Origin of the sequence: Vibrio sp. NFR, assembly GCF_027587095.1 — a bacterium.
In the GTDB taxonomy this organism is placed as follows: Bacteria; Pseudomonadota; Gammaproteobacteria; order Enterobacterales; family Vibrionaceae; genus Vibrio; species Vibrio harveyi.
Window position 1 is genome coordinate 103,752 of sequence record NZ_JAPPTN010000005.1, and the last position, 24,338, is coordinate 128,089.

Sequence of the window (24,338 nt, forward strand, 5' to 3'; positions counted from 1 at the left end):
GTGTAAACATGGATGCGAAGACAATGACGATGAATAGCCTGACCACACAAGACAAAGCAAAATCCCTACTCGGACGAGTCAGCCGCGACAACCTTGTGTTGTTCGGTTTGCTCGCAGGCTTGTCGACCATGATGGTGCTGTTCATCTTAATGCCGCTTTGGGCAATGTTGACCAAGAGTGTGCAAAATGCCAATGGCGAATTCGTTGGTTTGGCCAACTTTGCGACGTACTTTTCTTCTTCAAGCTTGTGGGTGTCGGTGGGAAACACCTTCACTTTGGGCGTGATTGTGACCTCGGTAGTGGGTGTGCTTGCGTTCGGTTATGCCTACGCGCTGACTCGTTCATGCATGCCGTTTAAAGGTTTGTTCCAAATCCTAGGTACTGCGCCAATTCTTGCGCCTTCGCTGTTACCAGCGATCAGTTTGATCTTCCTTTTCGGTAATCAAGGCATTGCCAAAGAGATGCTGTTAGGAAACTCGATTTACGGCGTGATTGGTATCTCGATGGGTTTGATTTTCTGGACCTTTCCTCATGCATTGATGATTTTAACCACTTCGCTGCGTACTTCAGATGCTCGCTTGTATGAAGCCGCCCGTGCACTTAAAACCTCACCCATCAAAACCTTCTTTATGGTGACGTTACCTGCGGCGAAATACGGTTTGATCAGTACGCTTATCGTCGTCTTTACGCTAGTTATCACGGACTTTGGTGTGCCGAAAGTGATTGGGGGCAGCTACAACGTTCTGGCGACTGACATCTTCAAGCAAGTCGTGGGACAGCAAAACTTTGCCATGGGTGCGGTGACTAGCATTATGTTGTTATTCCCTGCGGTAATGGCGTTTGGCGCAGACCGCTGGGTACAGAAAAAGCAAAAGAGCTTATTCGACACACGTTCAGTGCCTTATCAGCCTGAACCCAACAAAGCGCGCGACAGCATTTGCTTGGTTTACTGCAGCATCATTTCTATTGCAGTGTTGGCTGTGCTTGGCATGGCGGTGTATGGCTCGTTAGTTACGTTCTGGCCTTGGAACAAAGCGCTGACGCTAAACAACTACAACTTTGCCGAAATGAGCACTTACGGTTGGAGCCCATTCTTCAACTCACTAACACTGGCAGGTTGGACGGCAGTGATCGGTACAGCCATTATCTTTGTCGGTGCTTACTGCATTGAGAAAGGGCGTGCGTTTGGTCCAATTCGTCAGGTGATGCAAATGCTCAGCGTGGTGCCAATGGCGGTTCCTGGTATGGTGCTTGGCTTGGGTTACATCTTTTACTTCAACGATGCGAACAATCCTCTGAACGTGCTTTATGGCACCATGGCATTCTTGGTGATTAACACGGTAGTGCATTACTACACCGTGGGTCACATGACCGCCCTGACAGCGCTAAAGCAGTTGCCATCGGAGATTGAAGCCACAGCAGCATCGGTGAAGCTTCCTCAGTACAAGTTGTTCTTTAAAGTGACATTACCTGTGTGTTTACCTGCGATTTTGGACATTGCGACTTACTTGTTTGTTAATGCATTGACCACCACTTCTGCGGTAGTATTCCTTTACTCAACCGATACGATTCCGGCTTCGGTCTCGATTCTGAATATGGACGATGCAGGTCAAACTGGCGCTGCAGCAGCGATGGCTGTGATGATCATGATGGCTGCCGCAATTGCGAAGATTGTTCAGATGACTTTGGGTAAATTGTTAGAGAATCGCACACAAGCTTGGCGCAAAAGATAAGGACACTTCGTGCAATACGTAAAAATTAAAGATTCGATTGTTGAACAGATTGAAGCGGGCATGCTATCGCCGCGTCAAAAACTGCCAGCAGAGCGTAAGTTGGCGGAGTCGTTCGATACTACACGCGTCACTCTGCGTGAAGCTTTATCACTGCTGGAAGCAGAAGGTCGAATCTATCGCGAAGATCGCCGAGGTTGGTTTATCTCACCCGAGCCATTGCGTTACGACCCAACCCAAACTCTGAACTTCCCGAACATGGCGAAAGCGCAAAATCGCGTGCCAAAAACGGAGTTGGTCGCAGCAAAAGGAACGTTGGCAAACAAACAAGCGGCACGCTTGCTGGACTTGCAACCTTTCTCGGACGTGTATCGAGTCGACCGTGTGCGATACCTTGAAGACAGACCTGTAGTATTCGTAACAAACTATATTCGCCCAGAGCTGTTTCCGAATCTGCTGGACTATGATTTGTCAAACTCACTGACGGACATTTACCGCGAGCATTATGGCGTGACGTATCAAAAGATTCGCTACCGCATTTCAACCAGTACTTTGTTGGGGGAAATGGCTCAGGCACTGCGCGCGACAGCCGGCACGCCCGCGATGGTGGTGGAGCGCATCAACTACAACCAACACGGCGAGTTGATTGATTGCGATATCGAATATTGGCGACACGATGCCATCAGCATTGAATCTCTGGCGGAACTCAATCGTTAAGTGGATTTTCTCATTATCTAAGGCTCCATCTCGGGGCCTTTCTTTTATTCAGACAGGAACGTTGAAATGGATTTGTTGGCGATTAGTCTCGTCGTTTTCTCTGCTGTTCTCCATGCGGGCTGGAATATCCTTGGCAAAAGCAACTCAGGCTCTGGACTCGCGTTTACCATGGCCGCCAGCTTTTCTGCATGTTTCATTCTTACCCCTTATTTGATTTGGTATTTGGCAACCATTGGCTGGACATCATTACCGAGTGAGTTTTGGGGATTGCTGTTCATTAGCGGCATTTCACAAATGGTTTATCTGGTTGGTTTGATTGTCGCTTATAAGCACGCTGATGTGGGTGTGGTTTATCCGATTGCTCGGGCGCTGCCAGTGATGATGGTCGGCGCAATCAGTGTGGCATTGGGACATGAATTATCTAGTCAGCAGTGGCTTGGATTCTTACTAATTACTCTTGGTTGTATGCTGGTACCACTGACGAATTTTCGTCAGATGACATTGAGCTCTTATTTGAACGTTGGTGTGTTCTGGGCATTGATTGCCGCAATAGGCACAACGGGTTACTCGGTAGTCGATAAAGAAGCGCTGAGCTTACTCACAGGACAAGCATCAGAGATCTTGAATGATCAGTACAGTGCAATCTTCTACTTGGGCGTGCAGTTTTGGGCGATTGGTATTCCAGCCCTTGTATGGTGCTTAGTTATGGGCAAGCCAGATGAGATTAAGACAGCGTGGCAGATCCGCAAAACAGCCAGCATGGCAGGGGTAATGATGGCATCCACCTACGGCTTGGTGTTGTTTGCGATGACCATGGCAGACAACGTAAGTTTGGTGGTGGCACTAAGGCAAATCAGCATCGTGTTTGGATTGTTTATGGGGATTTGGTTTCTGTCTGAGAAATGGTATCTCACTCGGGGTATTGGGGTTACTTCGATTCTGGTGGGGATTATTTTGGCATTAACGCATTAACGCATTAACTAATGAGCGGGATATGCCCCCGTTAATACAAAAAAGAAAAGGCAGCGAATGAGCCTCTCGCTGCCTTTTGTATTAACCTGTAAGCCTTGTTTAGAAACGCAATTGCGCACCAAACATCACGCCGCTAGAGTCAAAATCGCTGTTTTTTGAATACACATATTCTGCATTCAAACCAAAGTGTTTATAGCTCCAGCCAATACCGCCAGCCGCTTCACCACCAACACTTGAGTGTTCGATGTTTTTGCTCTGACCGTTCACTTTATAAGTGTATTCGAGAGTGTAGAGAGTGACACCTGCCTTGCCGTAAAGCTCGAAGCCTGAACCCAGTGGATAGCTAGCATAGCCACTTAAGCGAGGTCCGGAGAAGCTCGTATCGGTGACTTCTGAAATCGGACTCACGAGTATCGAACCAATACCGTCAAACGCGCCTTTATAACCCGCTTCGATACCAAAGTTATGCGTTGGCATGTAGCGGTAATAAATCTCACCTAAGAACATGTCGCCTGATTCTTCGCTCGTCGGTGCGTCGTAGTTCACACCGCCATAGCCAATGTTTGTACCTATGATGTGTTCGCTGGTGGTTGCGTTGGCAGACAAAGAAAGTGTCGACAACACCAAAGCAGTAACGAATGAATAACGCATGGACGTTTCCCCTTAGCTTTTAGCCTTTTAACCTTTTAGTTTCTTAGGACTTGTTCGAAAGTGACTTTGGTGTTGTCTAGCCATTCGTAACGACGACGGTACATAGAACGTTTTGAACGAGACATACCTTCAATATCACGACGAGGTGCATTCACGTCGATAGAGTAGAAGTTGCGGTCGTATTCTGTGCCACCAAGTTCTAGCCACAACGCATCGTAATCGGTTTTGATTCTTCCTTTGCTGTAACGCTTAGCTGCGTAAGTGTGCGATTGAGTTTTTACTGCCAACAGTGTTTCTATGCCCCAAACCTGCGCAACGATAGCCAGCAATCCAACCATCAAGCTTTTCGGACGTTGACCGTATAGCTTACGCGTCAGCTTTTTGATTTTTGCGTTATTTTCCTCACAGCTGCGTGGTCCTTGCAAACCACCAATCATGATGCATCGTTCGCCATTCTCATGACCCAAGCTGAAAGAAAGGGTATAGAAGTTGCCATCTTCTTGGCTATGCAGCACCAAGCTCATATCACCTTCTTTTTGGTAACGCGCTTCGTAAACCAAGCGGACCGAATACAAGATGTCGTCAATTTCAAATGAAGTCAGAGTTAGACCTTCCGCATCGGTGTAGATCTCTTGAATCAGTTCAGGCGAGATCAGGTCTGCTACCGAGTTGTAGTGATCGACAACAAGCGCAGAACGGTCGAAAGCAGGTCCATTCTTAATAATGTAAGGACGAAATGGCTTCTCTAAGAATCGGTGTGTACGAGTGCAAAGCAGTTCGAGCAGTGATGCTTCAATGTTGTCCGCAAGGTACTTAAACGACTTTCTGTAGAATAAAGCGCGTGCGATGAATTTTACGCGGTAGGTCCAAATTGGACGATAAATGTCAGCGTACTCATCAGAATAAATGGTTCTGCTGTGATCAAGGATGGATTTATTCATGGTCATTTCACTCCAAACTCATTTCCAGTTGTTCGGCTCTGTCAAAGAGGCGTGAGCGCTTGATATAAAACGCGAAAATAGGGCGATAAAAGAGAGTTGTCTTATTTCGCTCAAGCATTGACGGGAGCTGGTTTTGAACGGTGTTCTTTTGGCGAAGATTTTAAGAGAAAAAAGAAGCGAGGTTTGTATGGTTTAGTATGAAATTGTCAGAGCGTGTTGTTGTGCTCAGACAAACCCGTTGAGTGAGCTAATGAGTGGGTTCGTTTCTTCAGTAACCAATAGTCATTGTCACTATCTAGGGTGACTGAATGAGCTTTGAAGACAAACAAGCGATACACATCGTTGTTTTGAGTGCGAATCAAACCATTTTTGCGGAAGCAAGTATCTCGAAGTGAGTTAGGTATAAAACGTAATCTATGGATTTTTCTAGTGTTTATTTTTTTAGAGTCAAAGACGTTTAAAGAAAGCCGATAAATAAAATGAATTAATTTTAATCTTTTTTGAAATTAATTTTATTCGCTATAGGTCTCTATACGTACGCTACATTCATCGAGCACTTGGAACTCGATATTTAAAAGGTAAGTAAGGAGCATATTATGAAACGTTTAATCACTCTTGTTGGTCTCATTGCACTAACCGCTTCACCAATTGCTGCATTCGCTGGTGGGTATCAATGGACAAATAACAGCAAATCGATTCAAGGTAATGTCGTCGACAGCAAGCAAGCTGCTTACGAGATGGGCTTTGAAATGATTAAAGAATATCAAGGTAAAACATCTCTACAACTAAGCAAAGAACTGTATGGCTCTTTTGCGAAAGTAGACAAAAATTCTTTCTCAATCACCGATAGTAAAGTTACGGTGGATGAGTTTCTACAAGATAACGGACAAATTGCCTACCAACCAATTTTAAACGTGAAATACGAATATCGTTTGAGAGAGTTAGGTAACCGTTAATTTATATTCTCGCTAGCTAATATTTATTAATTTCTGCTTTATCCTTGCTGTGTGTTATTTATAGGAATGTTGGGGGGCTTTGCTCCCCTTTTTTTTATTGCTTAATTTATATTTATTATTAATAGGCAATATTTTCTAACGCTCAGCGTCAGGTTTTCTCGCTCGTTGATTCTCATGTTCGTTTGTAAAGTGGTACTAAAGCAAGATTGTGTGCCACTTTACAAAGGATACGGAATGACTCATCTCTCTTACTGGTTCAAGCAAGCTCTGGAAATGGAACAGCCAACGCCGTCATTGTCACTCCAACAAGATATAGCGACGGACGTGGCGATTGTCGGCGGTGGTTATACAGGTCTTTGGACTGCGATCATGATTAAGCAGCAATCGCCGGAAAAACAAGTGGTTGTGATTGAAAAAGGCTTGTGTGGTAACGGGGCATCGGGCGCAAATGGTGGTTGTATGCTGACTTGGTCAACAAAGTTTCCAACATTGAAGCGCTTGTTTGGTGAACAACAAGCGGCATGGTTAGTAAAAGAATCGGAGCAAGCAGTCTTGGAAATTGAGGCGTTTTGTCAGCAGCATAATATCGATGCACAGTTATCCTTGAAAGGCGTTTACTACACGGCGACAAACCATGCGCAAACCGGAAGTATGCAGCCGGTCGTGGATGAACTTAAGCGGCTAAACGTGAATAGTTGGCGACATTGTCAGACTGAAGAGCTGCGAGAGAATGCTGGCTCACCAAGGCATGTGGACGGTTTTCACTCTCCTGTTGCCGCAAGCGTCCAGCCGGCTTTGTTGGCTAGAGGGCTACGTCGTGTTGCTATCGAACTGGGTGTTGAGGTTTATGAAAATACGCCAATGACGCGTTTAGATTATGGTCAACCTGCAACCGTTAGTACGCCTAATGCGAGCATCAAAGCGAAGCAAGTAGTGTTGGCATTAAATGCTTGGATGGTGGAACACTTTAAGCAATTTAACAACAGCATCGTTGTTGTCTCTTCAGATATGGTGATTACAAAACCTCTGGGTGACGCTTTGCCTCAATCAGGATGGCAAACGGGCTCTAGCGTGTTGGATTCACGTATCTTCGTCCATTATTATCGAGATACGCCAGATGGTCGTTTGATGTTGGGTAAGGGCGGCAACCAATTCTCTTACAATAACCGCGTCGACGTGATGTTTAATAAACCAACGCACTATCAAAATCTGCTGCGTAAGTCGTTCGATAAGCTGTTTCCGCGTTTAAAAGGAACAGAGTTCGCTTATTCATGGACGGGTGGTTCGGATCGTTCTGCTACCGGTTTCCCATTCTTTGGCGAGCTAGATAAACAGAACAATGTCTTTTACGGCTTTGGCTATTCGGGTAACGGTGTGGCTCAGACTCGAATGGGCGGAAAGATCTTATCTTCATTCGTATTGGGGTTAGATAATGACTGGACGCGAAGTGGTTTAGCCAGAGGACCATTAGGACAATTCCCACCAGAGCCTTTTCGTTGGACAGGGGCAATGATGGTGCGTAATGCCGTACGCCGAAAAGAGGAAGCAGAAGATAATGAGCAAACACCATTTATCTGGGATAAGTGGCTAGCAAAACTTGCGGGACCAGCAGGCAAAGCGGATAAGCTCGACTAAACTGAATATTTTGATCGCAAACGGATAGGGAAGAAGTGAAATCGTTAGAGGCACCTCTTCCCTTTGTGTTAGCCTCAGTCTTTCAAGCTCAGATGCAAAAGGTGAGTAATAGAATGAAAGTATTCAGCAACTTCGACAGCGGCAGCATTCACGTAGTGAAAGCAGACGACAAAAACGACATCCAACTTAAAATCCCTAACGACAACATGTCGGAATTCTACCAGTGGTTCCACTTCCGTCTTGAGACCGAAGCCGAGCAATCGCACACCATCAAACTACTTGATCTTGCGAAGTCGGCTTACCCAGAAGGTTGGCAAGGCTATGACGTTGTTGCGTCTTACGATCGTGAAGAGTGGTTCCGCGTGCCAGCAGAGTTCGATGGTGATACGCTGACTTTCACTGTTATCCCTGAGCGTAGCTCAATCTACTTCGCGTACTTTGCACCATACACGTACGATCGTCATCTAGACCTATTACACATGGCACAAAGTGCACACCACTGCCAGTTGGAAACTTTGGGTCACACGCTAGATGGCAATGACATGAGCTTGCTTACTTTCGGTGAGCCAGAAGAAGGTAAAAAGAAAATCTGGATGATTGCACGTCAGCATCCAGGCGAGACGATGGCAGAATGGTTCATGGAAGGCATGATTCAACGTCTACTGGATGAAAACGACACGGTTGCGCGTGCATTGCTAGAAAAAGCAGTACTTTACGTTGTACCAAACATGAACCCAGACGGCGGTGTTCGTGGTCACTTGCGTACTAACGCAGTGGGTGTGAACCTCAACCGAGAGTGGCAAACGCCATCAATGGAAAAGAGCCCAGAAGTCTTCTTGGTTCGTGAACGTATGCTAGAAACTGGCGTGGATATGTTCCTAGATATTCATGGTGATGAAGCTATCCCTTACAATTTTGTAGCGGGATCTGAAGGCATTCCTTCTTATGACGAAGGCATGGCTGAGTTGGAAAACGCGTTTAAACAAGCACTTCTGACGATTACACCAGAGTTCCAAGACGAGATTGGTTACGACAAAGATGAACCAGGTAAAGCGAACCTAACCGTTGGCTCTAACTGGGTAGCAGAGCAATTTAAATGTCTGTCTTACACCATTGAAATGCCATTCAAAGACAACAACAACCACCCCGACCCACTTTACGGTTGGTCTCCAGAGCGTAGTGTGTTGTTTGGGCAAGATATTTTAGCAGCGACGCTAGCCGTATCTGACAAAATTTAACGCAATTCGTTCACAGCCCGTACTTTGCGGGCTGTCTTTCCTGCCATTATTCTCTCCGCGTTCTCTATTAATGAGCTACTTTCTCCGCAGTTAAGACAAAAAAGCTGCAATTTCTGATGCTTATGTGAGTCTCGATAAGTTGGATTTATCGTGTCGATAAAAAATCTAATTTAATTTAGCGATACTTATTCTGTTAAAGTCCATTTCGAGATTCTCGTCACAAAAATCATAACATCTCATAGGGGTAACAGCCTTGAGTGTGAGGTTGAAAGTAGGCACAGCCAGTTAAATTAGTTTTAAGTTGCTATGTAATTACAAGATGGAAGCCGGATAATTTTTCTCGCGGAATCTTGTACCTACAGAGGTTTGCTCATCGTTATCTATCACTCCAATCGTTCAGGTTTAAACGCTTGGGACAAGACGTGGCAGATAGGTGTATCAAAATTCCAACCAGCGCTCCTAATGGAAATATCCCAATTAGAGCGTCATGCGATGATGCGTTAATAGAGATTGTTGGCGTAGTTTTAATCACTAAAAACAGTGCAGGTTCTGACTTTCTTGATGACAGCGTATGCTGGGGAAAGTAATCGGGTCGCCTTCGCATAAAGGAAAAAAATAATGAAAAAGATTGCTCTTGCAGTGGCTACCGTTCTTGCTGGTGGCGTAATGTCAAATGTTGCTCTTGCTGATACATACATCGGTGGCAAACTTGGTTACAACGCACTAAACGACGCATGTCACTTAGACGCACCATGTGATGACGATAGCTTTGCAGCAGGTATGCACCTTGGCTACAACTTTAACGAATACGTTGCAGCTGAATACGGCGTTGACTACCTAGGTAACTTTACTGCTAACTTCAACAAAGCTGGCAAAAACACTGTTGATGGCGACCTATGGGCACTGACTCTAGCTCCTAAGTTCAACCTACCTCTAACAGACTCATGGAACCTATTTGCTAAAGTAGGTGCTGCTTACATGATGGCTGGCGATGAGAAAGATTTCGTACCAACGGGCTCTCTAGGTGCTGAATACCAAATCAACTACAACTGGAGCCTACGCGCTGAGTACCAACGTTACCAAGACATGTCTGATGACATCATCGACGACATGGATTCTGACTTCTTTGGTATCGGCTTCAACTACAAGTTTGGTTCTGAGCCAGTAGTTCAAGAAGAAGTGGTTGAAACTCGTCCTGTAACTCGCATCGTTGAGCACGAATACCCAGCTCAAACTGCAACAGTACAATTTGGTCTAGAAAGTGCTGAACTACAAGACGCTTCTGCGTTCAACGGTACTGTTGAGCTAATGAACACTTACCCACAAGCTCAAGTTGAAATCAACGGCTACAGTGATACAACAGGTTCTGAAGCTTACAACCAACAGCTAACAGAGAAGCGTGCACAAGCAGTTGCTGATCACTTCCAAGCTGAAGGTATTGCTGCAGACCGTATGACTGTTAAAGGCATGGGCGAAGCTAACCCAGTAGCGAGCAACGAAACTCGTGAAGGTCGTGAACAAAACCGTCGTGTAGAAGTTGTTGTTCCTGCGTTCCAATACCAAACAACTGAAGAAGCTAAATAATCCACCATTAGCTTAATGATTCTAAAAGCTAGCGTTTGTCGCTGGCTTTTTTGTTTTCATCGAAATGTCACAGCTCTGACTTACACTTTTCGTGTTCTTTTGTTTGGAGCTACAGATGCAGAACTTACCCCCACTCAATTCTTTAAAAGCATTTGAAGCGACGGCAAGATTGCGCAGCTTTACTAAAGCGGCTGAAGAGCTCAATGTCACCCGCGCAGCGGTTAGTCAACAAGTGAAATCTCTGGAAATGTATCTAGATGCCACTTTGTTTGAACGCAATGGCGCACAACTCATTTTGACCCAAGCAGCACACGATTACTTGCCCGTGGTTAGCAATGTATTCCAGAGTTTGTTCGCCGCAACTCAACATCTTTTCTCTCGCCAAAAACAGACCCAGTTAACGTTACACGTGGCGCACAGCTTTTGCTCCCAATGGTTGATACCTCGACTCGCTGATTTTCATCGCCAGTATCCTGAAGTGAGTTTTAAAGTTTCTACTACCGCAAATGCAGTGCCGAGTAATAGCGACATCGCGGATGTGGAAATCATTAATGGTTATGGTGATTGGTCTTCGCAACACGCAACGCAACTCACGCAAGAGAACTGGATTTTGGTGGCAAGTCCGGGGTTTCTTTTACTAAATCCCGTTTCTGATCTGGTTGATCTTGTCCGTTTGCCGAAACTTGCGACTGGTGGCTATCAGGAAACATGGCAAGGTTGGTTTGCGTACCAAGGGCACGAAGGAGGGAGCGTAAAGTTAGCGGGAGAATTTGAACATTCTTTGTTGGCTATTGAGGCTGCGGTGAATCAGCTAGGTGTCTTATTAGTGCGCGACTTGTTAGTAGAAGATCATCTTCAACAAGGTACTTTGGTCCAAGTAGGTCATTGGTCAATGCCAAGCCGAGGCGCACATCATATGATCGTTCGTTGTGGCGAGAAGCCGCATGTCAAAGCCTTTACTCAATGGCTAGTACAAAGCTTACAGGCGTAACCAGATGTCCAAGCGATTTTCAGGCTATCGGGGGGCAAAATGACAAGATGAGCACGAACTGAGATAGAGCTAACAATCTGAAACATTATCAACCGTCATGACCAAAGTTCGGGTGCTAAGATGACAGAGTACGTTTCATGTCGTCATCACTCACAGAGCATGCGCTCTGGTTATCAAGGAGCAGTAATGGAAGCGTTAGAAGGGGGCAGGGATAATGCCATTTATCGTAAAGGTAATTTGGTCAGTAGACCAGCTAGCCACTGGACGATGACCGTCCATCAATTACTCCAACATCTTCATCAACATGGTTTTACTGCATGTCCAAAAGCAGTGTCGATTGAGGGTGGGAAAGAGTTGCTGACCTTTGTTGAGGGTGACAGCTATAACTACCCGTTAGAAGGACCGATTGCTTCGCTCACTGCGTTGAAATCTGCCGCAAACCTGCTCCGTTGTTATCATGATGCGTCGGAGAGTTTCCTTAAACAGCATGATCAAGATGTTCATCATTGGATGTTGCCAGCTCGCTCGCCGCAAGAAGTGATTTGTCACGGTGATTTCATGCCTTATAACGTGGCTTTAGATGGGGATGTCGTGAGCGGCGTATTTGATTTCGATACCGCTCATCCTGCGCCGCGAATTTGGGATATTGCTTTTTCTATATACGGTTGGGCGCCATTTAAGACTGATGAAGATGACAAGATGGGCACGTTAGAAGAACAAATTCGACGAGCCAAAATCTTTTGTGATGCCTATGGCTGCTCCCGATTAGAACGCGAAGAGTTGGTGGAGGTAATGACGTTGCGCTTAACGGCGTTAGTTGATCACATGCGCACGATGGCAGCCAATGGTGATGCCCAGTTTCAAGCCAATATGGAAGATTGTCACCATACGGCTTATTTACAAGATATTGAATACCTCAATAAACACCACCAAGCGATTACTTTGGGCGTATTGGGAGAAATCAAATTTTAGTCTGGCTTGGTGTGCCTTTTGATGATGGATTGAATCACACTAAACAGCCATTGGTTTTGTGGGTCGTGCTGCTGAGAGCGTCGGCAGCTCATCACAAAGCTCACGCCGAGCTCTAAACCATTTGGAAGTTCGATGCTACGACATGATTCAGGAACGTTACCACTCATCGTAATACCGAAATGGTCGGTGTTCATGATGATGCTGTGAATCATGGCAGGATGTTCAATCTCAACTTTTGGATCAACATGAAAGCCGATGTTTTTTAAGCGATCCAAAAGTGGGTATTTATGATCGTTCCAACCAGGCGTCTTGAACAAAACAAAGGTATAATCGCCCAATGATTGGAAGTCCTTGGCAGGATGATCTTTGCGTACAAAGAATACCGCTTTGCCTTTTCCCAACTCTTTTTGTGCGATGGATTGAGGTAGATCTTCATCAAAGTAATGAATAGCAATGGCGTTCTCACCGTCAATGATGCGATTGCGAGCATCAGCCCCCCACCTTAAAAATGCATAATTGGCATGCGGCGCTTGCTTGAGCAACTCTAGGTAAAGTTTATCGCCAAAACGATCCCAAAAAAGTGTGTTGGCGTAGATTGCAACATCGCCAGTATAAAGCGGCGGGGAAAACTCTTGGGGTTTGATTGCGTCTGCGCTCGCCAAGATTTGCTCGAAATGAGGCATATTGGCTTCCACAAATGAGGTTGGTTCAAATCCATTTTTGGTTTGAATGAACAGAGGATCGTCCAGTTGCGCTTTCATTTTAGTGAGGTTTTTGCTGATGGCGCCGGAGGTTTTTCCCATTGATTCCGCGACCAAGCGAACGTTGCGCAGATCGTACATGCGCTTTATTACCAAGACGTTCTGCATATCTAGATTGATTGTCATTCTTTTACTCCAGCCAACGTTTGCTACGGCATCATAGCGCTGCCTCAACAGCGGAAAGACAGGGAATGGTCAATTCTAAGTTTATGGCAGAAAAGCCTTTTTCCAACAGGGATTTCCATTTGGTAAATTCGGGTTTTCCTCGTGCTACTTGGGCGGCGTTGCTAAAGTTTCTATATCGAAATGATGTACCACAAACAACAGAGGTGACGTATGAAAAAACTAATCGCACTAGGCTTAATGGTTTGTTCAGTAAATGTGGCATTCGCTGGCGATGGGTCATACACAGGTACCATTGATATGACAACAAGCCAAGCTAACCAAGTTGATGTGGAACGCGCAGATTCTAACCTGACTCTAAAAGGTCGAAATGATGCTGCTTATGGTGGTGTTATGATTCAAACAGACGCTTCTACTCAACCGATCCAACTTCGCGGTCGCCGCGACTAAATGGTCGAAATCTCCTTACTTTCAATGCCGCGTTTAACGCGGCATTGTTGTTTATGACACTTCTAGATTTAAAGTTATTCTGATAGCTTTTGTTTATCGATAATTGAAAATTAATTGTTGAAATCTTAATTACCATTTTTGTGCACCTAAATGATATTGATTCTCATTTAGGTTGGCGTATGATTTTCTCTATCGACGAGAGGGGAATACGCTCATGAATGGTACGTCCAATAATTTACACGCGACAGCGATACAAACAACGGCGGCACAAAACGCGTCAGCCTTTAACAAAATAAAACGCAAGTTACTCATGTTAGGTCCAGCGTTTATTGCTGCAATTGGTTACATTGACCCAGGTAACTTTGCAACGAATATTGAATCGGGATCTTCATTCGGCTATCAACTGCTTTGGGTTGTGCTTTGGGCAAACCTCATGGCGATGTTGATTCAGTATTTGTCCGCTAAACTTGGCATTGTTACAGGCAAAAACCTCGCAGAACACTTACGCGACCATCTACCTAATAAATGGGCAGTGGGTTTCTATTGGATTCAGGCTGAAATCATAGCGATAGCAACTGACCTAGCGGAATTTATTGGTGCAGCAGTCGGCTTTCAGCTTGTCTTTGGTATCAGTTTGATGGAAGGGGCGTTGATCACTGCCGTTGCGACAGTGATGATTCTGACGCTTAACCAGAAAGGTCAAAAGCCGCTAGAGGTGGTGATTGGTTCGCTTCTGATGCTGGTTGCGGTTATCTACATTGCGGAATTGTTCTTCGCTCACCCCGCTGGCGGTGAAATGGCAAAAGGTTTGTTAACCCCAACATTTACTAACTCGCACCAAATCTACCTTGCGGCGGGCATTTTAGGCGCAACTGTGATGCCTCACGTGATATACCTTCACTCGGCATTGTTCAAAAACAACTATGGTGAAAGTACGAAAACACGTCTTCGTACTACTCGTTTTGACGTGTTGATTGCGATGGTAATAGCGGGCTTTGTGAATATCGCTATTGTGGCGATGGCAGCAGCTGTTTTCCATTACTCTGGTAACCAGCATGTAGCAGAAATTGAAACCGCGTACATGACGCTGACCCCACTCGTAGGTAAAGCAGCCTCTGTGCTATTTGGTGTGTCTCTGATTGCTTCGGGTTTATCTTCCACAGTAGTGGGAACCATGGCAGGACAAGTCGTGATGCAAGGCTTTGTACGCTTCTCTATTCCAATGTGGTTGCGCCGCTTCATTACCATGGCGCCATCATTTGTGGTGATTGGTTTGGGTATGAACACCACTGATATTTTGGTGATGAGCCAAGTGGTATTAAGCTTTGGTATTGCGCTGGCGATTATTCCACTGCTTATCTTTACCAACAGCGAGCGCTTGATGGGCGAGTTCAAAAACAACAAATGGGTATCTTATTCGGGTGTGGTTATCGTCACTCTTGTACTGGCATTGAACGCGTATTTGATGTTTACGCTTGCTGCATAGCCAACGCTCGCTAAGCGACAAACCTCTGTCGATAAAAAAAACGGAAGCCAATTGGCTTCCGTTTTTGCATTTAGGTGAAGAGGAATATTAGTTTTGTGCGTTAGCCTCAACCATTTCCAATTCAGCTTCACTGCGTTTGGCAGCTTCAAGCATTTTGCGGATGATGAAAGAAGCACCTAGTGCGATAGCAACCATTACAACAGCGAGCACGGTTAGCAATTGGAAGTAATCACCGTAGACGTGTTGTACGATTTCTTGGGTGATTTCTTGCCCTTTTTCTAGAGCGATAGAAGTCGAGAATGCAGCACCAACAATACCACTCAGCGCGATAGCAACAGAGAACAAGCTTACTGAGAAGTTTTCAATGTGCTTCGGTGCAACCGATAGGATAAATGCAACGACCATTGAGCCTACAATCACTTCTGCAATTGCTTGGAAGAAGTGAATCGCTAGGAAGATCTCAGGCATGATGATTACGTCTTCGCCCACTGTGGTTACAGCGAAGGTTAGGATGCCGAAAGCAATCGCTGTTAGCACGAATGCCAACGCAATTTTAGTTGCTGTAGATAGGTGAATATCGCGTTTTTCTAGCACACCAAAGAAGCCAGCTACGATAGGACCACCAACCATACACCATAGCGGGTTCATCGCCATTGCAGCTTCAGGTTCTAGTGGAATAAAGCCAAATAGGGAACCTTTTAGTGTGTTGATCGCCACCATGTTCATTGAAGTCATCATTTGACCGTAGTAAACGAAGAAACACGTGGTTAGGAAGGTTACGATAAGGATGGTACCCATCTTCAATGATTCCGCTTTGCTTGCTTTCAACATCAAAGAAACAAAGTAAAGAATTGCAGCACCACCAATGGCATAAACGATGTTTTGACCGATATCCATGTTTGAGAACATGAAGAATACCAACGCAATCATCGCCACAGAAATAAGGGCAAAGAAGATCCAGTTTTTGATGCTAACGGTTTGTTTGTCTAGATCTGATGCGACACCAACCAAGCCTTTGCGGAACACAAGTAGCATAACCAGTGCTGCGCCTGCCATTACTGCAGAGATGGTGAAACCGCCATTAAAGCCAATCACCAATACAATCATTGGGAACAGGTATTGACCTAGGAAGGCGCCTACGTTGTTCACTGAGTAGTTGATTGGATAGCCTTTCTCAAAGTCTTCTTGAGACTTAAAGGTACGTTTGTACAAGCTAGGGTAGGAAGGTGACATCAAACCACGACCGTAGCTTGCTAGTGCGATACCACACATAGACAGTGGTACGTTGGTAGCCGAAGCACCAAGAACAAGCAGCGCGTAACCAGATGCGAATGCTAGGAAGGCAATCGATAGAGAACGGTAAGCTCCTAAAAATTTGTCAGCGATGAAACCGCCAGCAATCGCAAATAGGGGACCAATCGCAGAAAAGGCACCCACGATCATCATGGTATCAGCTTCGTTGTAATTCAGATCCTCTAAGAAAAAACGCGTTAGACTGACTAACACGCCGTAGAATGATAAGCCAAACATCATTTGGCAGAACATCATAGATTTATTTAGTTTATTCCACATAATTAAATACTCACTATTGCGAGAAAGGTAGTTATTATTTCTGTTAAATGTTACTTAAACGCTATGTTACATATTGAAACAATTGTCGCATAAAACGAATTTAATGCACTAAATTTTCTAATGCGAAACGTTTGCCTTGCTAATGTATTGTTCTAGATCAACTAGGAATTATGTGAATAAATGACTAAAAAATAACATTTTATAAGACTATTATTCTTTAGTGATTTTTAAGGTTTTGAAAAGACGTTGAAATAATAAGCAGTCGAGAGTGAGGTGGGAGATAGCGTGATTTTTATGCAGGAATAAAGACGTTGGCGGAATTTTATCCGCCAACAATGAAAAATATTAATTAGCAAACGCTGAAATAAAGTATGCTATTCGCAAGGTGGTGCCATGTGAATCACTGCCAGACCGCCGAGTGACGTCTCACGATATTTCTTGTTCATGTCTTTACCTGTCTGGTACATGGTTTCGATAACTTTATCTAATGAAATAAGACATTTGCTAGTGCGTTTTAACGCCATGCGTGATGCATTGATGGCTTTCATTGCGCCCATCGCGTTTCGCTCGATGCACGGAACTTGAACCAAACCGCCAATTGGATCACAAGTCATGCCAAGCGAATGCTCCATAGCAATCTCAGCAGCAATGCAGATTTGCTCGTTGCTGCCACCACGCAGTGCGGTTAAACCTGCTGCTGCCATAGAAGAAGAAACGCCGACTTCTCCCTGGCATCCGACTTCTGCACCAGAAATCGAAGCGTTGGTTTTGTACAAGATACCAATCGCCCCAGCCACAGCTAAGAAGTCTTTCAGCTGTTTGTTGTCGAGCTCTTTGATGAAACGATGGTAGTACATGAGTACTGCGGGGATGACGCCAGCTGCGCCGTTGGTTGGTGATGTGACCACCTGACCGCCAGCCGCGTTTTCTTCACTTACTGCGAAAGCAAATAGGTTTATCCAATCCATGATCTCCATTGGATCGTTTTCTACTGCTGCGTTAGCTTCAAGCTTTTTGAGTAGGTTAGGTGCTCGGCGTGTGACGTTTAACCCACCTTCAAGAATGCCTTCGGTGTCAAAGCCACGTTGCATACACAACGACATTACTTTCCAGATCTGTTCTGCTTTTTGGTCGATCTCTTCTTGCTCACGGAAAGCCAATTCGTTTTGAAGGATCATCCCCCCTAAGCTAAAGCCGTTTTGCTCTGCTTTTTCTAACATCTCGTCAGCAGACGTGAAAGGGTAAGTCACTTGGATTTCTGCCTCATTGCCACCGTTTTCTAGCTCGGCAGCAGTGGCAATAAAGCCACCACCGATGGAATAGTAAGTTTCAAACGCCACTTGCTCACCAGCAGCATCAAAAGCTGTGATGGTCATGCCGTTTTCATGAAGAGGAAGGTTATCGCTGTGGAAGACGATATCGTGCTCATAACTAAACACGATTTCATGAACACCTGCGACAGAGAGCGTGCCGTGTTCAATGGTATGTTGTAGCGCGCTTTTCGCGCTCGTCATCTTGATAGTGTCGGGTTTATTACCCATTAGCCCTAAGACGGTAGCACGATCCGTGTGGTGTCCTTTACCGGTGAGTGATAAAGAGCCGTAAAGGTCGACTTGCACCTTGTGCACTTTCGCCATAGAGTCGCTAAGCAATTGAGTGAAATGGTAACCTGCGAGCATAGGACCATTGGTGTGGGAGCTAGAAGGACCGACACCGACCTTAAAAATATCGAAAATCGACAGCATAATTGACTTCCTTTCTTTGCGGACCTTTGTCAAGGTCTCTAGAACGACATTGTTAATTAGATGTTAATGCCTGAAAGAGTATTGGCAAAGCAAATTTTTGTATACAAATTGTTCGCGAAAGTATGAGTAATTGAGATCTCGGTAATGAAGTTAAACAAGGTAGTGATCATTCTAGGTAAGCGTTTAGCGCATGATCAGCTCAGTGCTGAAGGGCGCTCACGTGTGGAAGCTTTAGTTTCCGTTTTAAACCAATGGGATTTTGAGTCAACGGCATTGGTTTTTTGTGGAGGGGTCACTCATGGTCAAACGATCTCTGAAGCGGATGCGATGTATCAGTATTTTGGTCAGCTAACCAAGGTTAGGGGAATCGACTTTCCTGATCAGCAAGTCATCATCGAGAATCGTTCCCTGAATACCGTGCAGAACATGCAAAATGCGGCAAAAGAGCTACTGAAAAGTGGGTTATGTCCAATGGGACAAGCTATCGAAGTCATACTGCTTTCCAATGACTACCATTTAGAGCGCATTATTGAGATCCAAACCTTGATGGATGAACAAGGCTTATTACGAGTATTGAAATCGCGTTGTGCAGACATGGGAATAGAGCTCACTGTTTCACTAGATATCGCTGAGCATATCAGTGTGCCATATCCAAACTCAGGCACTCAGGCAGATGCGTTTCTTTTATTTGATGAACTGACGACTTATCGTGTTTATTTGGAAGGGGTGAAAAACAAGGCATTTAAGCGAGACTTGGCTCAAGTACAAGCGAAACCATTAGCGATAGCTTTAAAAGCAATAGAAAAACTCCAAACTTTGCCTTTAACACAAGACGTTAAAAACCAAATCGCAGAGATGAAAAAGGCCATCGAAATGACGGCCTTTGATGATTCAGTTTTTGCAGCGCAACAAGCGTTGGCTGTATTTCATCCGATACTCACGGCGTTAAATCAACGCCTTGACCCAGAAGCGAGTGTATCGGAATGAAACTCAGGTTTACTGGCGTTTAAGTTCACGACGAGTACGAACTGCGCTTAGTGCAATAAGGCTGTAGCACAATAGCTCGATGCCTTCTTCAGAGATGTTTTTCACATCACGCACGTAGTGCTCACCCATAACGTGTTGCCAGAAACTTCCCATTCCGTATAAGCGAGAAAATACCACCAATAAAACAACAGAGCCAATGAGCAGTTTCATGTATGGCGACTGAAGTATAACCGCCATCTGATTCACGGTACCTTTACCACCTTGGTAAGCTTTTGCACATGCGAGTGCTGTTACTGCTAAGGCTGGGAATACCCAAGAGCCATGGTGAATCATATCAAACCAGTAATCCATTTCGCGGATCATCAATACCGCAAAAAAGCCAGAGATAAGGATCGCGGCGTGCGATAAGTGAGCTTCTTGCTTGGAAACGCGATAGAACGACCAAGAAGCGACGGCTAACATGATCAGTTGTAGCGTTTCAGTGATGGATGTTTCACCCAAGCTTGAGCCCAGTAGAACGTAATCTACGCGAATACTCAGGTTCACTAAAATACTAATCGCGATGATGGTCAATGCACTCAACATCGCTTTGTAGATAACGCGCTTTGATTCTTCAGTAATTTTTGAGTCTTCAACAAGGTTGGATTGTGTCGATTCGACTTGTTTGACAGTATCTATTTTCATCCTGACCACCCGCTCCAATAAAAATGTGGAAAAAACGTGAAATTTCGTGATGTGCGCGAGAAATTTTATTGCCCAAGTGGAAAGTAATGTCAGAGGAATGTCAGAAATAAAACGGCGTTCGATATGGTGTCGCTATGCGGTAAGGCTGGTGAATAAAGGACTAAGTGTCAGAAATCTGGAATGTTTAGATAAAATAAAAAGGAGCATGAAGCTCCTTTGTTGTGGATTGTGCAATCTTAGATTGCGTAAATGTTAACCATTACGACTCAGCGTCTTCTTTGTGGTTTTTACGGTAATATTCCCATTGCTCAACACGCTCATTTTCAGACAATAGGCAGTAAGTTACGCGTTCACCGTTTTCTGTCACTGTATCTAGTTCACCACCTTGCTGCACGCAGTATACTGCTGCTGGGTTTGCTGCTGATGTGTATTCGTTTGAGCGAGTTGCACCTTCATAAGTAGAACAACCTGCCAACACCATTGCTGCCGCCACTGCCGTTACTAAAGCCGTCTTTTTCATTCTTGATCTCCGCGTGGGAATTACGAGTAGTGTGTTGATTATAGGAGAGTTTAAGAAAAATACTGTCTTATGTTTGTTAAAAGCACGACGCTTGAAAGGGAATTCTGTGTAATTTTAGAATTTGCTCACTGTTCGTCTGTATATCCAAGTATCTCAAGGTTATCTTGGGTGGCATTGTTGTAGGCTTGCGCAAATTGAAACTTGGGAATAGTTATGAATTTCGGTAGTATGCGCGCAAAACATTCACAGCGGATCCTGCGATGAGACACTTAAAAACAACTACGCACCCAGACATCGAACATTTGGATGACAAAATCATCTTTCAGCGTAACGCAGCACGTGCCATTGTGCTTGATGGTGAAGATGTTCTTCTCCTCTACACTGAACGTTACCACGACTACACTCTGCCGGGTGGTGGTATTGATGAAGGCGAAGACGTGATTGCAGGTTTGGTTCGTGAACTTGAAGAAGAAACTGGTGCGAAAAACATTCACAACATTAAGCCATTTGGTATCTTTGAAGAGTTTCGTCCTTGGTACAAAGACGATGCGGATGTGATGCACATGACGTCATACTGCTACACGTGCAAGATTGACCGTGAGCTAGGTGAAACGTCTTATGAAGATTACGAAGTGAAAAACGGCATGCGTCCAGTTTGGATGAATGTGCATGATGCGATTGCGCATAATGAAAAGACGATGGCAGAAAGCCCAAAGAAAGGAATGAGCATTGAACGCGAAACCTTCTTGCTCCAACTAATCGCAAAAGAGTTGTTGTAATCACCCTTCGATCAAAGTTGTAACTTCCAGCCAATAAAAAAGTCCGAGCTCCCCCCCGGAACCCGGACTTATTCCAGACGCGCAAGCGAAGCGTCATCTCGATATTCTGTATTTTGTTTCAATCTGTAAAAACAATAGCGGTTTTATATTTGTTGTGTAAATAATTAATAGGTCTAACCATTGTTTTTCACTGAATTTGCACCCGTAATGTGATGCATCTCTACTCAATACACAAGCACAAATTGGTGAATTATCAGCAAACCACTGCTCTTTCTTATCTTTGAGATACATTACCTTAACTTTTATGCACGCGTTTGCATCGAGATCACGAGTTTGCAAATTGGCAGTACAGGATCTTGTATTTTTACGAACACCTGACATTGTCGAGTTTTAGTGATAGGTGTCACAATTCGACCAGAGGTGGTAATCGACTAAGGTCTATAAGCGGTTTGGTGTAGATAGATGACTGCTCGGAAAATAACAGCAAAGGCTGAAAAGAATCCGTACGAAGTTGATGTACATCAACCAAGCGCTCTAGTGCGTAGAAGCGGTTGACGTACTCTTGTGTTTCATTGGGTAAAGTGAGTGCATCAAAATTTCGACTACCCGCATTTTTCATCGCCCTTGATACGCGTCCCTCGCCCGCGTTGTAAGCTGCTAGAGTCAGTGCCAAGTCTTGATCAAACTTCTCATACAGGAACGCCAAGTATTTCAACGCCGCTTGAGTGCTGGCTTTGGTATCAAACCGTTCATCATCGGTGTCTGATACTTGTAAACCAAATCGTGTCGCTGTGGCAGGGATTAATTGCCATAGACCCGCAGCATTCGCATGTGAGACGGCTTGAGGGTTATAAGACGATTCCAACATGGGCAACAACACGAATGTGGGCGGTAACGACTGCTGCTTAAGCTGTTTGAAAATATGATCGAGCAATGGGCGAACAGAATCGAGACGTTTGGCAATTTGGCTCTGGTAGGGCGCGAGCACTTGATATTGTTGGGTAATGGTTTCTTCGTTGGGTTTGGCTATTGAGAGAGAAGAAAAGCAGGTGAGCCAAAACGCAAAAAAGCCCACAGTAATCGACCTGGATGGAGGAAGATTCTGTAGGCAAGGCGAGAATTGTTTAGAACGAACGCTCTTCATAAGTGTGTTGCACAGGTTGCTTGAGTTGACTGACCAACTCTTGGAACGCCGCAGAGCTTTGACCGTTGCTCTGATTGTCCGTATGGCATTGTTTTACCAAGGTTTCCAACAGCGCCCATTGTTTTCTTGCTTGCGTGCCAATTTTGGCAGGCAGAGCATTGAAAATTCGATTCACACTGGTTTCGTTGCAAGGGAGTCCAAGCGAGCGCATCAACTGACTTCTTTCACTCGCCGAGCGACTGAGTCGATTCAAAATTGGCGTTTGCTTTTGAATGTTCTCGCTAAGCGATTCCCCATCAAACTTCAAATACAGCGTTTTTTGTTGCTGAATAAGCTCTAGCAATTGCTGGTAGAGTTTAATGTCTTCCGCTAGGGAACGAACAAATTGTTGAATGTGCTGCGATGCGGCCGTTGCCATGCATGACTCCTAGTGCGCTGCGTTACTCGTGACCAGTGTGGAACTGCATTACTGCTTTGGATAGTGCTTTGGTATCCAGATTCAGTTCACCACGTGCTAATGCGTTGCGGATCTCTTCAACCTTTGCCATATCTACGTCTGGCAGTGATTTCATTTCTGCTTGAGCGCGATCGATGGCGGCAGTGTTAGCTTGGAATGCTGGCTCGCTAGTTTTGCTCTGTGCGATGGTTTCGACAGGCTTCTTGCTTGCTTGCTGGAATTTCGTTTGTGGGACATGACCGCCCGCGACTTTGTCGATTTTCATGCTGTTGTCCTCAATCATCATGTTCTAAATCGAATAGGCGACTAGGGTGTGATGAACATTAAATATTTATTTTTTGTACTCGAAGTTCACCTGTGCTGACGAGTGTAAAAATCAAAAAATGATAACCTGAGTCCAAAATCAGAACTGAGTATGTACTTGATTTAACCCTGTCACGACTGCTCGTATCACTTTGCCAGAGCTGATGTTTTCTACATCGATCTGCTGACCTTTCCTTCCCTGTTCTAGGGCGACGCCTTTGGTACTGGCGCTAAATCCATCTTTGCTCGCAACAATAATCACCTCGTTGCCTTTCTCAACCAGAGCAGGGGAGCTTAGGTTTGAAGGATCAATAATTTGTCCGGCGCGAATACGGCGAGAGGTCTCCAATCCTACCGCTTGGCTCACTTGTGTGTAGAAGTCGTCTTGGCGCGAAATCGTGCGCGTTTCAGATTTTAAATGAGTCGCGGAGATCGTTTCGTTACGCCCAATTGTGCTGGTCGCAACGAGGACAGGGAGTGTCACTGCAGATTTGATTGTAACGTTGATTCGCCAAGGAGAGGTGATGTCCTCACAACTGACCGCGCGCTTCAAATTGCCAACAGGCAGTGGGCGATTATCTCGTCCTGCGATGACCAAAGGCGACGTACAGGCGGGCAAGTGATTGGCAGAACCCGGAACCCAAATACGATATTCGAGCTGATAGGTTCCCCAATGGTGTGAACGCGCGATTTGTGCGACTTCTTGCTCAAATTGTTCACTGACGGTGACTTTTAGTTCGTTCGCCGTGAGGGTTTTCTCAGCGGCAGCGGCACTTATCGAACTGGCACTCAAAACCAAACCACAAAGCAGCATAATTTGGGGAAATCGACCTTTCCCCTTGTTTTGAGTGGTTTCCGTAAACCGGAAGCGAGGCTTCCTTCCTTGTTTGTAATTCATTGATTTTTATAGTTAATTTTTATGGCACGCATCTTGTTTCAT

The 24,338-nt window shown here is 45.0% G+C and carries 24 protein-coding genes; 13 read left to right on the plus strand and 11 right to left on the minus strand.

All coding sequences use genetic code 11. The features are described 5' to 3' along the window. The first annotated feature begins 8 nt into the window (after nt 1-8). From OH463_RS11185 to OH463_RS11195, 3 genes are all read left to right on the plus strand, one after another. Nucleotides 9-1,733 carry a putative 2-aminoethylphosphonate ABC transporter permease subunit gene (locus tag OH463_RS11185; protein ID WP_005442364.1) on the plus strand — a complete coding sequence of 575 codons (1,725 nt, stop codon included), beginning with the start codon at nt 9-11 and terminating at the stop codon, nt 1,731-1,733. A gap of 9 nt (nt 1,734-1,742) precedes the next feature. Continuing rightward, the gene (phnR, locus tag OH463_RS11190; RefSeq protein ID WP_005374048.1) at nt 1,743-2,447 is read left to right on the plus strand and encodes a phosphonate utilization transcriptional regulator PhnR; all 705 of its coding nucleotides are present in this window, start codon (nt 1,743-1,745) and stop codon (nt 2,445-2,447) included. A 66-nt stretch (nt 2,448-2,513) separates the two neighbouring features. Then, complete coding sequence (locus OH463_RS11195; RefSeq protein ID WP_269991260.1) at nt 2,514-3,419, plus strand: EamA family transporter; 906 nt, start codon at nt 2,514-2,516, stop codon at nt 3,417-3,419. Nucleotides 3,420-3,518: 99 nt separating this feature from the next. On the opposite strand, the gene OH463_RS11200 is transcribed toward OH463_RS11195, so the two are convergent. Both OH463_RS11200 and OH463_RS11205 read right to left on the minus strand, forming a co-directional pair. Next, nucleotides 3,519-4,070, minus strand: a complete 552-nt coding sequence (locus OH463_RS11200; protein WP_005445404.1) for an outer membrane beta-barrel protein — start codon at nt 4,068-4,070, stop codon at nt 3,519-3,521. Between the two features lie 35 nt (nt 4,071-4,105). After that, nucleotides 4,106-5,017: a VirK/YbjX family protein gene (locus tag OH463_RS11205; RefSeq protein ID WP_017188571.1), complete on the minus strand. Its 912-nt coding sequence runs from the start codon at nt 5,015-5,017 to the stop codon at nt 4,106-4,108. 590 nt (nt 5,018-5,607) lie between these two features. Here OH463_RS11205 and OH463_RS11210 point away from each other — a divergent pair. The 6 genes from OH463_RS11210 (at nt 5,608) to OH463_RS11235 (ending at nt 12,387) form a co-directional block, all read left to right on the plus strand. Continuing rightward, nucleotides 5,608-5,967, plus strand: a complete 360-nt coding sequence (locus OH463_RS11210) for a DUF3316 domain-containing protein (RefSeq protein ID WP_009696903.1) — start codon at nt 5,608-5,610, stop codon at nt 5,965-5,967. A 234-nt stretch (nt 5,968-6,201) separates the two neighbouring features. Further along, a complete protein-coding gene (locus OH463_RS11215) occupies nt 6,202-7,602 on the plus strand; it encodes an FAD-dependent oxidoreductase (protein ID WP_269991261.1) in 1,401 nt (466 codons plus the stop codon). 113 nt (nt 7,603-7,715) lie between these two features. After that, the gene (locus OH463_RS11220; protein ID WP_005445399.1) at nt 7,716-8,840 is read left to right on the plus strand and encodes a M14 family metallopeptidase; all 1,125 of its coding nucleotides are present in this window, start codon (nt 7,716-7,718) and stop codon (nt 8,838-8,840) included. A gap of 618 nt (nt 8,841-9,458) precedes the next feature. After that, the gene (locus OH463_RS11225) at nt 9,459-10,424 is read left to right on the plus strand and encodes an OmpA family protein (protein ID WP_005445398.1); all 966 of its coding nucleotides are present in this window, start codon (nt 9,459-9,461) and stop codon (nt 10,422-10,424) included. A 115-nt stretch (nt 10,425-10,539) separates the two neighbouring features. Further along, entirely contained in the window at nt 10,540-11,415 is an 876-nt protein-coding gene (locus OH463_RS11230; protein WP_017817331.1) for a LysR substrate-binding domain-containing protein, read from the plus strand. 186 nt (nt 11,416-11,601) lie between these two features. Continuing rightward, nucleotides 11,602-12,387, plus strand: a complete 786-nt coding sequence (locus tag OH463_RS11235; RefSeq protein ID WP_045487021.1) for a phosphotransferase enzyme family protein — start codon at nt 11,602-11,604, stop codon at nt 12,385-12,387. Here OH463_RS11235 and OH463_RS11240 read toward each other — a convergent pair. Further along, nucleotides 12,384-13,274, minus strand: coding sequence for a LysR family transcriptional regulator (locus OH463_RS11240; RefSeq protein WP_005445394.1), 891 nt, complete (start codon nt 13,272-13,274; stop codon nt 12,384-12,386). The two genes, OH463_RS11235 and OH463_RS11240, sit on opposite strands and share 4 nt — an antisense overlap. Nucleotides 13,275-13,484: 210 nt before the next feature. Here OH463_RS11240 and OH463_RS11245 point away from each other — a divergent pair, with 210 nt between their 5' ends. Both OH463_RS11245 and OH463_RS11250 read left to right on the plus strand, forming a co-directional pair. Continuing rightward, nucleotides 13,485-13,721, plus strand: a complete 237-nt coding sequence (locus OH463_RS11245) for a hypothetical protein (protein ID WP_005445393.1) — start codon at nt 13,485-13,487, stop codon at nt 13,719-13,721. A gap of 214 nt (nt 13,722-13,935) precedes the next feature. Continuing rightward, nucleotides 13,936-15,207, plus strand: coding sequence for an Nramp family divalent metal transporter (locus tag OH463_RS11250; protein WP_005445392.1), 1,272 nt, complete (start codon nt 13,936-13,938; stop codon nt 15,205-15,207). A gap of 87 nt (nt 15,208-15,294) precedes the next feature. On the opposite strand, the gene OH463_RS11255 is transcribed toward OH463_RS11250, so the two are convergent. Both OH463_RS11255 and OH463_RS11260 read right to left on the minus strand, forming a co-directional pair. Then, nucleotides 15,295-16,779: a peptide MFS transporter gene (locus tag OH463_RS11255; RefSeq protein ID WP_009696908.1), complete on the minus strand. Its 1,485-nt coding sequence runs from the start codon at nt 16,777-16,779 to the stop codon at nt 15,295-15,297. Between the two features lie 374 nt (nt 16,780-17,153). Beyond that, a complete protein-coding gene (locus OH463_RS11260) occupies nt 17,154-18,524 on the minus strand; it encodes an L-serine ammonia-lyase (RefSeq protein ID WP_005445390.1) in 1,371 nt (456 codons plus the stop codon). 144 nt (nt 18,525-18,668) lie between these two features. Here OH463_RS11260 and OH463_RS11265 point away from each other — a divergent pair, with 144 nt between their 5' ends. Continuing rightward, nucleotides 18,669-19,511, plus strand: coding sequence for a YdcF family protein (locus tag OH463_RS11265; RefSeq protein WP_050941317.1), 843 nt, complete (start codon nt 18,669-18,671; stop codon nt 19,509-19,511). Nucleotides 19,512-19,520: 9 nt separating this feature from the next. Here the strand turns inward: OH463_RS11265 and OH463_RS11270 are convergent, their stop codons facing one another. Both OH463_RS11270 and OH463_RS11275 read right to left on the minus strand, forming a co-directional pair. After that, a complete protein-coding gene (locus OH463_RS11270) occupies nt 19,521-20,195 on the minus strand; it encodes a hypothetical protein (protein ID WP_269991262.1) in 675 nt (224 codons plus the stop codon). A gap of 259 nt (nt 20,196-20,454) precedes the next feature. Next, nucleotides 20,455-20,715, minus strand: a complete 261-nt coding sequence (locus tag OH463_RS11275; protein WP_005445386.1) for a putative hemolysin — start codon at nt 20,713-20,715, stop codon at nt 20,455-20,457. 260 nt (nt 20,716-20,975) lie between these two features. On the opposite strand from OH463_RS11275, the gene OH463_RS11280 reads away from it, so the two are divergent. Next, complete coding sequence (locus OH463_RS11280; protein WP_005445385.1) at nt 20,976-21,494, plus strand: NUDIX hydrolase; 519 nt, start codon at nt 20,976-20,978, stop codon at nt 21,492-21,494. A 403-nt stretch (nt 21,495-21,897) separates the two neighbouring features. Here OH463_RS11280 and OH463_RS11285 read toward each other — a convergent pair whose 3' ends face one another. The 4 genes from OH463_RS11285 to flgA all read right to left on the minus strand — a co-directional run bounded on the left by OH463_RS11285 (nt 21,898) and on the right by flgA (nt 24,296). Continuing rightward, nucleotides 21,898-22,575 carry a lytic transglycosylase domain-containing protein gene (locus OH463_RS11285; RefSeq protein ID WP_269991410.1) on the minus strand — a complete coding sequence of 226 codons (678 nt, stop codon included), beginning with the start codon at nt 22,573-22,575 and terminating at the stop codon, nt 21,898-21,900. Between the two features lie 43 nt (nt 22,576-22,618). Then, nucleotides 22,619-23,056 (minus strand): flagellar export chaperone FlgN, encoded by a 438-nt coding sequence (gene flgN / locus OH463_RS11290; RefSeq protein ID WP_269991263.1) that lies wholly within the window; start codon nt 23,054-23,056, stop codon nt 22,619-22,621. A gap of 22 nt (nt 23,057-23,078) precedes the next feature. Continuing rightward, nucleotides 23,079-23,360, minus strand: a complete 282-nt coding sequence (flgM, locus tag OH463_RS11295) for a flagellar biosynthesis anti-sigma factor FlgM (protein ID WP_026000156.1) — start codon at nt 23,358-23,360, stop codon at nt 23,079-23,081. Nucleotides 23,361-23,498: 138 nt separating this feature from the next. After that, nucleotides 23,499-24,296, minus strand: coding sequence for a flagellar basal body P-ring formation chaperone FlgA (gene flgA, locus OH463_RS11300; protein ID WP_017188579.1), 798 nt, complete (start codon nt 24,294-24,296; stop codon nt 23,499-23,501). Nucleotides 24,297-24,338 lie beyond the last annotated feature (42 nt).

Excerpts from the sequence above, each read along its gene's own strand:
- OH463_RS11185 (WP_005442364.1), top strand. The coding sequence starts at position 9 with ATGGATGCGAAGACAATGACGATGAATAGCCTGACCACACAAGACAAA.
- OH463_RS11195 (WP_269991260.1), top strand. The coding sequence starts at position 2,514 with ATGGATTTGTTGGCGATTAGTCTCGTCGTTTTCTCTGCTGTTCTCCAT.
- OH463_RS11200 (WP_005445404.1), bottom strand. The coding sequence starts at position 4,070 with ATGCGTTATTCATTCGTTACTGCTTTGGTGTTGTCGACACTTTCTTTG.
- OH463_RS11205 (WP_017188571.1), bottom strand. The coding sequence starts at position 5,017 with ATGACCATGAATAAATCCATCCTTGATCACAGCAGAACCATTTATTCT.
- OH463_RS11210 (WP_009696903.1), top strand. The coding sequence starts at position 5,608 with ATGAAACGTTTAATCACTCTTGTTGGTCTCATTGCACTAACCGCTTCA.
- OH463_RS11215 (WP_269991261.1), top strand. The coding sequence starts at position 6,202 with ATGACTCATCTCTCTTACTGGTTCAAGCAAGCTCTGGAAATGGAACAG.
- OH463_RS11220 (WP_005445399.1), top strand. The coding sequence starts at position 7,716 with ATGAAAGTATTCAGCAACTTCGACAGCGGCAGCATTCACGTAGTGAAA.
- OH463_RS11225 (WP_005445398.1), top strand. The coding sequence starts at position 9,459 with ATGAAAAAGATTGCTCTTGCAGTGGCTACCGTTCTTGCTGGTGGCGTA.
- OH463_RS11230 (WP_017817331.1), top strand. The coding sequence starts at position 10,540 with ATGCAGAACTTACCCCCACTCAATTCTTTAAAAGCATTTGAAGCGACG.
- OH463_RS11235 (WP_045487021.1), top strand. The coding sequence starts at position 11,602 with ATGGAAGCGTTAGAAGGGGGCAGGGATAATGCCATTTATCGTAAAGGT.
- OH463_RS11240 (WP_005445394.1), bottom strand. The coding sequence starts at position 13,274 with ATGACAATCAATCTAGATATGCAGAACGTCTTGGTAATAAAGCGCATG.
- OH463_RS11245 (WP_005445393.1), top strand. The coding sequence starts at position 13,485 with ATGAAAAAACTAATCGCACTAGGCTTAATGGTTTGTTCAGTAAATGTG.
- OH463_RS11250 (WP_005445392.1), top strand. The coding sequence starts at position 13,936 with ATGAATGGTACGTCCAATAATTTACACGCGACAGCGATACAAACAACG.
- OH463_RS11255 (WP_009696908.1), bottom strand. The coding sequence starts at position 16,779 with ATGTGGAATAAACTAAATAAATCTATGATGTTCTGCCAAATGATGTTT.
- OH463_RS11260 (WP_005445390.1), bottom strand. The coding sequence starts at position 18,524 with ATGCTGTCGATTTTCGATATTTTTAAGGTCGGTGTCGGTCCTTCTAGC.
- OH463_RS11265 (WP_050941317.1), top strand. The coding sequence starts at position 18,669 with ATGAAGTTAAACAAGGTAGTGATCATTCTAGGTAAGCGTTTAGCGCAT.
- OH463_RS11270 (WP_269991262.1), bottom strand. The coding sequence starts at position 20,195 with ATGAAAATAGATACTGTCAAACAAGTCGAATCGACACAATCCAACCTT.
- OH463_RS11275 (WP_005445386.1), bottom strand. The coding sequence starts at position 20,715 with ATGAAAAAGACGGCTTTAGTAACGGCAGTGGCGGCAGCAATGGTGTTG.
- OH463_RS11280 (WP_005445385.1), top strand. The coding sequence starts at position 20,976 with ATGAGACACTTAAAAACAACTACGCACCCAGACATCGAACATTTGGAT.
- flgN (WP_269991263.1), bottom strand. The coding sequence starts at position 23,056 with ATGGCAACGGCCGCATCGCAGCACATTCAACAATTTGTTCGTTCCCTA.
- flgM (WP_026000156.1), bottom strand. The coding sequence starts at position 23,360 with ATGAAAATCGACAAAGTCGCGGGCGGTCATGTCCCACAAACGAAATTC.
- flgA (WP_017188579.1), bottom strand. The coding sequence starts at position 24,296 with ATGAATTACAAACAAGGAAGGAAGCCTCGCTTCCGGTTTACGGAAACC.